Source organism: Paenibacillus kobensis NBRC 15729 (assembly GCF_004000825.1).
Lineage (GTDB): Bacteria > Bacillota > Bacilli > Paenibacillales > Paenibacillaceae > Paenibacillus_T > Paenibacillus_T kobensis.
Genome location: NZ_BILZ01000061.1, coordinates 1 through 11327, shown reverse-complemented (window position 1 = coordinate 11327; position 11327 = coordinate 1). Strand labels below are relative to the sequence as shown.

The following is an 11327-nucleotide window of genomic DNA, read 5'->3' as shown; positions in this document are numbered from 1 at the left end:
TATGCCCAATTGTAAATTGTTCTGTATCCCTTATGCCGGAGGCTCGGCGGCTGAATATCAAGACTGGCAGCTTTTGATGAAGAGTGATGCAGTCGAGGCAGTCCCTGTCGAGCTTGCAGGCAGAGGCGTCCGCGCTAGAGTGCCGTTATGCTCGACGATGGATGAAGCGGTTGCGGATATATATGAGATGATACAAGCGCAAATCGACGGCCAGCCCTATGCTCTATTCGGTCATAGCATGGGGGCAATCATTGCCTTTGAAGTATCGCGTATGCTTAGCAAGCAGAATGTTATGCCATCACCGGTTCATCTATTCGTTGCCGGCCGCAATCCGCCCCATGTGCCCCGCAGAGCGGATGCCAAGGTGCTGCATGAACTCGATGACGAAGCGTTCATTGAAGAAATCATCCAATTCGGCGGCATACCGGAGGAGCTCATTGCCCACCGGGGGCTGTTCCGAATGTTTATGCCGATGCTGCGCAAAGACTATACGGTTTCGGAACGGTACCAGTTCCAATCGGATGACAGCAAGCTGAGGTGTCCGATTTCCGTGCTGTACGGCACGCTTGACCACTCGACGGCAGAGGTTATGTCGCAATGGCAGCGATATACGTCCGGAAGCTGCTCGCTTCAAGCGTATGAAGCGGGCCACTTCTTCATCCATGACTATCGAGAGCAGGTCGTAGGATGGATTGAGTCGGAGTTGGCAGGCACGCTCACGGCGAGCGTTGGCCGATCTTAATGTCCTTGTATGAAAAGAAGCTGACGCCATCGAAATGGCGTCAGCTTCTTTGTTGTTACTTCGTAACGGTGATGTAATCGAAATCAGGCAGCAGCGTACCTGAAGAGTCGGACAGCTGTGCGACATTCGTTCCGTTTACTTTCGTGTACTTAATTTCAACGACAGCTCCGGCTTCGATCGCATTTTTGATATGTGCAGCAAAATTATTAGGATTGTTAAAGTCGATCAAATAGTCATTGTCTGTAGACGTGTTCCAATCCGAGGTGACGATATATCCACGAAGTGCATATTCGACACCGTCTACCTTGATGACCAGACCTGCGGCAATGCTTTCATTTCCTTTCTCGAATCCGTCAGCGAATGCAAGGCTCAGTCGTCCAGCTGCATAGCTTGCCGTTGGGGTGCCTGGAGCTTCTAATTGCTGAACATCTTGCGATGAAAGACTGCTCGAGTAAGCGTCGGTCGTCCAGGATGTAAGATTGGACGAATCGAACGTGACCGTAATGGCTCCGTCCGGCAGCGCATTAGCAAACTTCAACGTGTAATAAACACGGCCGATGGAATAGCTGTATCGAATAGTCGCAGGATGGATATCCGTTCCGTTCACGGACACCGTGAATCGTGCAGGATCTTGAAGGTCAAGGTCCTGGTGGTCTTGCGGATTCCAGCCTGGAATAACATCGACATTCATCGAAGTGCGGTCCGAGCTTAATTTCACCAGTTCGATTTTCTCAATCGATTGTGCTACAGGATAAGACGAGAACGTATTTGCTTTGTTCTTCGCATCGGACAGATCCTGAACGGCGGTTCCGGTGTAACTGATCTTTAAGTTTGCCGCATCGTTAGCTGTAATACCGCTAACTTTGAGTTTGACATAGCTTGGCGAAGGTCCGAAAGCATTATCATAGTTGAACAATGTTACGCTATCGACAACGCCTTTGCTGAGCGTATAATCGGCAGCTGCCGGCACGCTCGTCAAATCCAGAAACTCGTTGTAGAAAAGATAGATCGTATCAAGTGCCTTATTGATATAACTGCTGTTGTAAGAGTTATAAGGAGGATACGTATCCAGCGCTTCTACAGCCGTTTGGTCGAAATGAACAGTCGTTACATTGCTCGACGTATAGTTCTGGCTCGCGTCTTTAATAACGAACTCGACTCTAGCAGCCCCGTCCGACAACTCCGCTCCGGTATCGAAGTCTTGTACTTGGTTGACTTTCGAATTGTCGATATTGAAATAAGGCCACTTATTCGCGTAGACGATCGTATTATTCGTACCGGAATGGCCTTCCAATCCAGCCTTTACATCGGAATCCCAGTGTCCATTGATCGTATTGACGACCATATACACTTCAGCAGGAGCGGTCAGCATATAGCGAACCCAGATCGTGCCGTCCTTGACGTAGGCTTGCGGATAACCTTCGGCAAAATAGGAGTCGATATAATTGCCCGTACCGACGTTGTCCGTACCATTTCTTCTTACAATCAACTCGTACGTTTTGGTTGCCGTAACCGTACCGCTGATCGTGACCGTCAGATTGACGAATTGATCGTTCTCGCTGTCGCGCGTGACTGCACCAACGTTCGAGATGGCTGTTGGCATATCCGACGACCACGAGAGCGTAGCACCTGGGTATTGAGAGAGCGACGTCATCAGATTCAGATCGGAAATGATGTTGTTCTGATCGACGTTGTTCGCAAGATAGGCGTCTTCGATAGCGGTGAATAGGTCCGTCTGGTCGACCGGTGCCGTAATCGGTCCGAATGCCGAGCTCCCTACCGAGCCGAGGACATGAGTATTATCCGCCGAAACTAACACTTGAATATATTTTCCTACATCATCATTAGTTGTTACATAAGTGCTTGACGTTGCGCCTGGGATGATAGTTAAAAATGCGTTGGATGCACCGGTTCTGGACCATTGGTAAGTGAGGTTGTTATTGGCAGGCGTGCCTTCATATTGGGCAGCACCGGCTGTTAAAGTAGATCCGACAACCGGATCGCCTGTAATCGGTCCGACTGACTTGATGCTAGCGACATCGAAAGGCGCGTACGTCATATAGATGGAAATCGGTTCGTAACCCGGACGAGTAATCTTCCATTCAATGTGCTGGATCGTTGTCAGATCTTTGCTGTCCAGCTTCATGATAAAGCTGCCCGCCTTCAAGCTGCTCGAAATGCCTTCGCCGAACACAGGGGAATACGAATACACGGCTTTCGTTACAGTAACTGTAAAGTCCGTTGTGTCGGTAACTGGATTGCCGTTGCTGTCCTTGAGCGTAGCGACTACGTAAGCGAATTGTCCTGCAGGCGCTGTTGTCGCTTGAAGTTTACTGCTCGCCGTTATCGTTGCAACGTACATGTTTTCGGACGCTTTGAAAGAGTCTTTGATGTTCAGGCTGGCGCTGTTCGCGATTACAGCCGGATCTACTGGATAAGCAGCATCAATGACAGAGCCTTCGAATTTGGAGAGCGATACGGTAAACGCCGTTTTATGAACGGTCACTGTAATCTCGTCCGTCTTCGAGCCGTCCTCTGTGACAACTTTAACGGCAGCCGTGCCTTCTTTGAGCGCTGTAACGAGACCGTTCTGATCGATCGAGATGATGCCTGAGCCGCCAATTACGGACCACGTTACCTTTTTATTAGTTGCATTAGTAGGGAGAACTGTTGCCGTCAACTGCTTTGTTTGACCAATGGACAACGAAACGACCCGTTCGTTAATCAAAACGCCGACTACGGAAACCGTACTCAGTCCACCTGGAATGCTCGGCGATGGAGTACCAGGCGATGGAGAGCCGCCAGTAGTGCCGGTGTTCGTGTTGCTCGTCGTGGACACCGGTTTGTCGTTAACCGACGCACTGTTGTCCCCGGATACTTTCTCCACCTTCACTTCGCCTTTCAGCTTCGTGTCAGCGTCTGCAACGAGCTCTTTGATCGTACCGTTAGCTGTAATCGACGCCGAGGAAGATTGATTGACGACTTTGTTGAACGTGCCGTCGAGAACAATCTCTTGACCTGCGACTACGTCGGCCGGAATTTCGACCGTCTCGAAACCGCCGCCGGTGAGCTCCTTCGTTACGAGGAGAGCGCCGCTTTCCAGCCGCGTGACAGATACCGAAGTCGTGCCGGTTGCGAGTACGCGGACTTTGCCGTTGTACTTGTTGACAACCAATGCGCCGTTAACGTCTACACTGTTGAAAATAATCGAATGCTCGCCGCCGCCTTCGACGAATACGGAGCCTTCGATTTCAACATTATTGAGTGTTACTTCGCCTTCGCCAACGCCTTGCGTAATGTACAGGTTGCCGGAAATGTTCATATCGTTCAGAACGGCGCCTGCCGTATTGACGACCACGTTGCCTTGAACGTCTTTCTTGTGATCGCCCGGCTTGGAAACCAAATCTTGAATGAAATTGTTGAATACCGTCACCGCTTCTGCTCTAGTCAAGTGTGCTTGCGGCTTGAAGGACCCGTCCGGTCTGCCGTTAATTACTTTCGCAGATGCAAGCGCGGTTACCGCTTCTTGGGCCCAAGCTGCGATGTCTGTGCCGTCCGTGAAAGAAGCTGCGGTAGAAGCTTGTCCGAAATGAAACGCTTTGAACAGAATGACTGCCGCTTCCTGCCGTGTAATCGGATTGTTGGGAAGCGCTTTGCCGCCAACGCCGTTCAGAACGCCCGCATGGTTCAGCTTCAGCATGGCATCGGAATACCAAGCGTCCGCTTTCATATCGGAGAACGGATTAGTTCCTTTCTCCGTGTACTTCATAATGTTGTTGATCATCGTTGCGAATTCTGCTCTCGTTACATCGTCATTGGGGCGGAATGCGCCTCCAGACCCTTGAACGACGCCATATTCGCTCCATTGATTAATGGCGGCTTGTGCCCAGTGCTTCTCCGAATCGCGGTACGATTCTGCTGATGCAGGCGCTGCCAATGTCATGACCGTAACGATGAAGGCGACCATGAGAGAGATTAGCTTTTTCGGTGTTTGCTTCAAAATGTAAGGCTCCCTTCGAGTGCAATTCCATAATATAGATTCATATATTTCTAGTCATTCTAATGCTGTAGAGTCACCTCCTAGAAAAATTACTTCAAAATAATCCAATATTCTACAAACTATCATTTCATCTGAAAGTATACGACTGTAGTCATATGAATTCAATAAAAGAATGTTATTTCTTGCTTAACTTTTCTTAAAGTAAATAGGTAGAAAGAATGAACTGAAAAGTTGCATTCTACCTAACGAACTGAATGGAATAACTATTTTTCCTGATTCTCGGTATGTGGGAAAGGCAGGGTGATGCCTGCCGGAATGCGAGGTACAATGAGCCTGGCTGCAGCGGAATGGATAATCGATTTTCATAGGGGAGTGGTTGAGTATGCTGAAAATACGAGCATTTAGACATTTTGCTTTTGACGATACGAAAGCGTTCGAGCAGTGGGCGGACCTCAATAGACATTGGCTCTGTGTAACCGACCCATCCGATGGAGTGGATACGGCATGGCTTGCGGAGACCGATGTGTTGATCGTTCTTGGCGGACCTATGAGCGCTTACGACGATGAGAAATACAGTTGGTTGGCAGACGAAAAAGCCTTTATTCAGTTAGCGCTCCAACAAGGGATAAAAGTATTAGGCATCTGTCTCGGGGCGCAAATGCTGGCGGAACTGCTCGGCGGCAAGGTGTACCGTCACTCGGTAAAAGAAATCGGATGGCATCGGATTGAGCGAACGGGGGAAACTCATCCTTGGATGACTTCGATGCCGGAGGAGTTTTACTCGTTTCAATGGCACGGCGATACGTTCGACCTCCCTCCCGGCGCGCAATGGCTTGCCCGTTCTGGAGCATGCGGCCATCAAGCTTTTGCCTGGGGAGACCATGTTATGGGACTCCAGTTCCATTGGGAGACGACACCGGCTTGCATCGAGCAGATGCTAGAGCGGTGGGCTGTTGAATTAATTGATTCGCCTTACATCCAGAGCGCCGAGCAGATTCGTGCGGAATATGCGCGAAGTTCGGACTCGTTCCGATTGCTGTATGCTTTGCTTGATCGGCTCGCGGCGTCCTAGACCTGCACAAGCCCCAACCCTCAGTATTCCACAAACAATGCGGCAGGGGAGGGCTTTTGCAGATGAAAGATAACATGAAATCAACACTTTGAAAGTGGATTAAGATATAATAATTTTAGTGTGTTAGGTAATGTAACATGATACAAGCCCGTCATCGCGATTACATGCTGAAGGGGAGGACTGACAATGTCCGTCATTTCAAAGGCGATTCATATATTGGACTATCTCGTACCGCAAGGCAGCGAGCGGGAGGTAAGTGTCACAACGATCAGCCGGGAGCTGGATATGCCGGTTCAGAGTGTGCACCGCATTCTTGGTTCGCTTACCGAGCATGGCTTCGTCACGCAAAATCAGAAGACGAAGAAATACAAACTAGGACTCTCGATTATGAAATACGGCTTCCTAATGTGGGACAGCCTTATGTTCCGGTCGGTTGCCCGTCCCTTCATGGAGCAGTTGTCTCGTCAAACGAAAGAAACGGTCTATTTGGCCTCGAGAGAAAATACCGAAGGCGTATATATCGACAGCATCGATTCTCCGCAAGTTCTTAAAATATCGGAACCGATCGGACTGAAGCTCCCGCTGATTATCGGTGCCTCCAACCGGGTGATATTGGCTTTTATGCCGCACAAGGCTAAGGACGATATATTGCGGGAAGTAGATTGGGACAACGTTCCATCGTTAAAGCCGTTAACCCGTGAAAGCATCGAGCAAGAGCTAGAGATGATCCGTATGCGGGGTTACGCCGTCACTTCAGGGGAAGCGACGGAAGGAACGACAGGGATTGCAGCGCCAATCTTCTCATACGAGAGCACCGTCATCGGCTCGTTGAACTGCGCGGGCCCTACAATACGATTCACACCGGATAAAGTGGAGAAATACAGCAGCTGCGTTCTTAAAAACGCTGAGCTGATTTCCAAGGAGCTCGGCTTTCGTAATTTATACCGGCTTAGGAACTGAGAAATATAGGAAACAAAAAAGCAGACGCCGATTATACATCGGCGTCTGCTTTAGTCATGTCATCATTTCGTTACCGGCTTCGGTTTATTGAAAGTATACGTTGTGTGCCAACTGCGGCCGCCGTCTGCGGAGGTGTAGAGTACGGATGGTTTCTCATTTTCTGTCGTGACCAACCATACGTGGCTGGCGTCAGAGGCAGAGAGGAACTGAGGACCGTATCCGTCGAATTCGCCTTTTCGTACAGACCAGCTCTTGCCGCCGTTTGTCGTCTCTGTCAGTGTGTTGGGATGATCGCATGCCATACATTGTCCGCCCATGAAAGCGGTCTGCGGATTGACGACGTATAACGCTCCCGGACTCGAACCGGTGCCAGACGGATATTTGCCGGTATCGTTCATCGTAAATCCTGGAGCGGGGCCGGACCCGGCGCCATTCTTCACGATGGCAGGGAGCCAGCTTTTGCCGCCGTCCGATGTATGGAACAGGGAGTAGGACGTCTGTGTCATGCCCGAACCGCCAATCAGCTCGATCCACGCATCGTTCTTGCCGGTCGAACGGATGAGGCTATCGAGAGGCATAGCTTCTGCAGCGCGTGTCATAACCGTACTCCAGTGCTTGCCTTCGTCCGCAGTATGGAGAAACATGAACTTGCCTTTGCCGCTCTGAACGGCCCAACCATTCGCTGCATCATGGTAATATACATCGCCGATGAGGCTCGGAGGCGTCGGCAGCTTCGACCAAGTGGCGCCGCCATCCGTCGTGACAGCACTGCCGCTGTATGCGGTTTTATTGTTCGTAAAATGGAGAAACGACCGATTCGGAACCGTTCCGACAGTTTGCCAATGGCTTCCGCCGTCCGTAGAACGAATGAGCCTCGCGCTCTTGCCGGTACCGTTGTCCAGCGTCGCCCAGACCAGCTTGCTATTCAGCGCGAATAGTTGCAGCACGGCTGCAGAACCTGAATATTGCGTCTTCCAGTGCGCGCCGCCATCGTCGGTTCGTGCAATTTGCCCGTCTCCTGCAATCCATCCTGTATTCGCATCGGCAAGACGAAGGGCAGATACTTGATGGATGCCGACATGGCTTGAGACCGAATTAGCAGCCGTAGAGACAGGTGACAATGAAGGTTGAACGGCTTCACCCTGATGAGCAACAGAAGCAGATGCTTCGCTTGAAGATGATGTATCCATTTGAACGGAAGATCCGCTCTGGGACAAGCTGCGGGATGAGTGGACGGAGCAGCCGGACAGAACAAGCGGAACAGCGACAAGCAGAGTCAAAAAACTACGGCGCATCGATATTGTGAACATAGCGGTCGCCACCTTTTCTAGATGTAGATGATATGAGCATTGACGCAGCGTCGGCACGAAGAGTTGCACGAAATCGGAATAAATAGGCTTCCAAATTTCGGTTCAATACAAAAAGACGGGAACAAGTCCCGCCAATCGATCGTTTATCTTCTCTATTTATTTGCTCAAGACTAGATCTTCTCCTGTCCGGGGCTTGGAATAAATATCTTTAATGACTGACTCGATGCTAGGGTTATTAATGTTGATGTCTTGAATCAGTCCGATGCCGAGCAGCCTCTGCAGCTCGCTCTGCAGAGGGTTGTGTTCGAGATCGACTTCAATGCTCGCCGACAGTCCGCTGAAGCTCATCACGTTGTAGCTGCTCAGCTCGCTCTCTTGAACTGGTTTTTGAAACTTGATATCGATAATTTTGCGGGAAGAGAAATAAGTGCCGAGTGATTCGATCGAATCGTTGAAGACGATTCCGCCATGATTGATGACCGTTACGTTGTTGCATAGGTCTTCAATATCGCTTAGATCGTGCGTTGTAATGATGAACGTCGTACCTTTCTCTCTATTCACCTTCTTCACGAAGGCCCGGATCGCTTCTTTGGAGAAAATATCTAGACCGATCGTTGGCTCATCGAGGAAAACGAGCTGCGGCTCGTGAAGCAATGCGCATATGAACTCGCATTTCATCCTCTCTCCAAGCGATAGCTGCCGAACCGGCTTCTTCACCACTTGATGGAGAGACAGAACGTCAATGAAGTAATCGAGGTTCTCTTGATACGAATGATTCGGAATGCTGTACATTTGTTTGTGCAGATAGAAGGTATCCAGTGCAGGCAAGTCCCACCACAGCTGCGTTTTCTGGCCGAACAGAACGCCGAGCTCCGAGGCGAGTGCATTGCGGTTCGTCCAAGGATCGACGCCGAGTACTCGAATGCTGCCGGTAGTCGGATACAGAATGCCGGTCAGCACTTTGATCGTACTCGATTTGCCTGCCCCGTTCGGTCCGATTAGCGCCCTTACTTCACCTTTCTGAATTTGCAGATTGATGTCCCGCAGTGCTTCGATATGTGCATATTGCCGATGAATTAACGATGACAGCGACGACAGGAGGCTTGATTTATCCCGCTGCGCCACTCGAAACACTTTGCTGAGATTGCTTACTTCGATTACCGGTTCGATCGGCTTCATTTTATCCCCCCGCACTCGTATATCTTCTAAGACAGAACTTCCAGATCCACAGACTGAACGCGAACAATAGAATACAGAACAGGAAACTGACTAGCGCTTGTGCATTGTCCCAGCGATGAAGCAGCGCATCGGCCGGATAATTCACCCAGACAGCGAACGGAATGAACGTTACGAGCGCAATCTTAAGCGTGCTGGTGAAAATGCTGAGCGGATATTCCCCGAAGCCGGTAAGTGATTGGACGATATCGTCCAGCCGGCCGATGTTGACCAGTACAATGACTGCGCATGTGAACAATATTTCGAGCGCCATGAACAGGACGATGCCGAACAAGATCGACAATACGAACAGTCCGATCGCACCGGCCGTTATGGTCAAGTCCAGCGAATAGATAGAATAGCCCATAATGACGGAGCCTGCCAGGAAAGTGCCGATCCCATTCAGATTGAAGCCGTTGCTTAGAATAATGCCGATCGCCGGAGAAGGCTTGATTAGCAGCCGGTCCAGATCGCCTTTTTGAATGAGTTCCATAATGAAGTAATGAAGGTCTCCGAACAAGATTCGGCGTATGCCGAGTACGAATAAGAGCACGCCCTGGAACAAAATGATCTGCTTCAGGTTCCAGCCAGGGAACCCTTTCGTCTGCGTGAAGATCAAATACTGCAAGACCGGACCGATGCTGCTGAATAGAAGCGCAACTGTCATGCCGATCAGAAAATCGAAGCGGTACATCATGGCACGCGCTATTTTGAGTTTGCTTTGGTAATAAAATAAGCGAAGGAGCTCAGCGAACGTTCTCAAATGTTAACCTCCAGCATCTCCGAATTTCGATAACAGCTTTCTCCATACGATGCGGTAGAGCAAATACAAGCCGGCGATCCAAGCCAATTGAATAAGAAGAACTTTGCCGACAATCCAGTCCGTATCCGGCTGCTTGTTAAGCAGAAATTGAATCGGCCAATAAATAATGTACTTGAATGGCAGATAGTCGAATATCCGGTTTACCGCGGAAGGGAAGAACTCGAGCGGGATGAACGCGCCGCCAGTGAAAGCAGCCAGCAAGTTGACGACCGACAGCAGGGAGGCGTTGTTCTGAATAATAATTGCCGTAATCCCGAGCAAGTAATTGAATAAGTAGTTTAAGAGAAAAGCGGGTATGACAACAGCAATGAACGTGAGCAGGGATTGCACGGTTAGAAACTTAGGGGGAAGAATAATGCTGTACAGAACAAGGCCGGGAATAAAATCCATCATGATGGCAATCAACCGGGAAGCGATGCTCCTAGCCATCAAGTTTTGAAATAGAGAGACTGGCCGGAGCAGATCCATGGACAGGTCGCCGGTAATGATTTTGCGCGCGATCTGATTGGCTGTGCTGTTCCATATGAAGCTTAGCACCAGCATATAGGAGGTAAAGTACCAGATCATTTGCTCGAAGGAATATCCCTTCAGCGTGTCTACCCCGTTATAGTCGTAGATGCTTCGAAACAACGCCATATTAATGAATAGCAGAATCGGCTGCGTAGCCAGTGTCATTGCAAACGTCCATTTGTATTGAAAGGACTGTTTGAACGAAATGTTGATATAAGCAGCAAATTTATTCATGGCAACACCCCTTTACATTTGTAATAACGTTGTCATTGTGACATGATATCAACTTCGAACTACTATTACAATATATGCCATCCTATTATTTCTCTAAAATTATGTTATAGCTTACTCGGGCTCTGAACGATTATCGTTAGAGCGTGTCGTGGACGCTTTCGTCCAGAGTGATCTCACTGGCATGTTGTTATTCAGCCAAGACTCCAAGCGAGCTTTAATTTGCCGCAGAGCTCTCCTGCTTCATAATATAGAAGGAGAATCGGTTTTCTTCTGTCATTAGTGATAGCCCTCGCTGTTGAGAGGGCGGAATCATGCCAAAGCAGTAGTTTATAGTTGCTGAATCATTTATTTTAATTATTTTATAAAAAAGGGTTGCACAATCATGAGAGTACATGGTATATTCTAATTCCGGCCGAGAGAAACAACGCCGGCGAGAGAAAAGAAACGCAAAGTAACATAAC

At 49.3% G+C, this 11327-nt stretch carries 8 protein-coding genes; 3 read left to right on the top strand and 5 right to left on the bottom strand.

Translation table 11 applies throughout. From position 1 onward, the window contains the following. The first annotated feature begins 1 nt into the window (after position 1). Positions 2 to 742 (top strand): thioesterase II family protein, encoded by a 741-nt coding sequence (locus tag PKO01S_RS24200; protein ID WP_164779744.1) that lies wholly within the window; start codon positions 2 to 4, stop codon positions 740 to 742. Positions 743 to 797: 55 nt separating this feature from the next. Here the strand turns inward: PKO01S_RS24200 and PKO01S_RS24195 are convergent, their stop codons facing one another. Then, the gene (locus tag PKO01S_RS24195; protein WP_127534020.1) at positions 798 to 4742 is read right to left on the bottom strand and encodes an S-layer homology domain-containing protein; all 3945 of its coding nucleotides are present in this window, start codon (positions 4740 to 4742) and stop codon (positions 798 to 800) included. A 382-nt stretch (positions 4743 to 5124) separates the two neighbouring features. Between PKO01S_RS24195 and PKO01S_RS24190 the strand changes: the two genes are divergently transcribed. Continuing rightward, on the top strand, positions 5125 to 5814 hold the full coding sequence (locus PKO01S_RS24190) for a type 1 glutamine amidotransferase (protein WP_246070712.1): 690 nt from the start codon (positions 5125 to 5127) through the stop codon (positions 5812 to 5814). 186 nt (positions 5815 to 6000) lie between these two features. After that, on the top strand, positions 6001 to 6774 hold the full coding sequence (locus tag PKO01S_RS24185; RefSeq protein WP_127534019.1) for an IclR family transcriptional regulator: 774 nt from the start codon (positions 6001 to 6003) through the stop codon (positions 6772 to 6774). 62 nt (positions 6775 to 6836) lie between these two features. Here the strand turns inward: PKO01S_RS24185 and PKO01S_RS24180 are convergent, their stop codons facing one another. From PKO01S_RS24180 to PKO01S_RS24165, 4 genes are all read right to left on the bottom strand, one after another. Next, a complete protein-coding gene (locus PKO01S_RS24180; RefSeq protein WP_127534018.1) occupies positions 6837 to 8084 on the bottom strand; it encodes a hypothetical protein in 1248 nt (415 codons plus the stop codon). 156 nt (positions 8085 to 8240) lie between these two features. Next, positions 8241 to 9263: an ABC transporter ATP-binding protein gene (locus PKO01S_RS24175; RefSeq protein ID WP_127534017.1), complete on the bottom strand. Its 1023-nt coding sequence runs from the start codon at positions 9261 to 9263 to the stop codon at positions 8241 to 8243. Position 9264: 1 nt separating this feature from the next. Next, positions 9265 to 10062, bottom strand: a complete 798-nt coding sequence (locus PKO01S_RS24170; RefSeq protein ID WP_127534016.1) for an ABC transporter permease — start codon at positions 10060 to 10062, stop codon at positions 9265 to 9267. Positions 10063 to 10065: 3 nt separating this feature from the next. Continuing rightward, the gene (locus PKO01S_RS24165; RefSeq protein ID WP_127534015.1) at positions 10066 to 10866 is read right to left on the bottom strand and encodes an ABC transporter permease; all 801 of its coding nucleotides are present in this window, start codon (positions 10864 to 10866) and stop codon (positions 10066 to 10068) included. Positions 10867 to 11327 lie beyond the last annotated feature (461 nt).

Coding starts and splice junctions, on each gene's coding strand:
- PKO01S_RS24200 (WP_164779744.1), top strand. CDS start 2: ATGCCCAATTGTAAATTGTTCTGTATCCCTTATGCCGGAGGCTCGGCG.
- PKO01S_RS24190 (WP_246070712.1), top strand. CDS start 5,125: ATGCTGAAAATACGAGCATTTAGACATTTTGCTTTTGACGATACGAAA.
- PKO01S_RS24185 (WP_127534019.1), top strand. CDS start 6,001: ATGTCCGTCATTTCAAAGGCGATTCATATATTGGACTATCTCGTACCG.
- PKO01S_RS24180 (WP_127534018.1), bottom strand. CDS start 8,084: ATGTTCACAATATCGATGCGCCGTAGTTTTTTGACTCTGCTTGTCGCT.
- PKO01S_RS24175 (WP_127534017.1), bottom strand. CDS start 9,263: ATGAAGCCGATCGAACCGGTAATCGAAGTAAGCAATCTCAGCAAAGTG.
- PKO01S_RS24165 (WP_127534015.1), bottom strand. CDS start 10,866: ATGAATAAATTTGCTGCTTATATCAACATTTCGTTCAAACAGTCCTTT.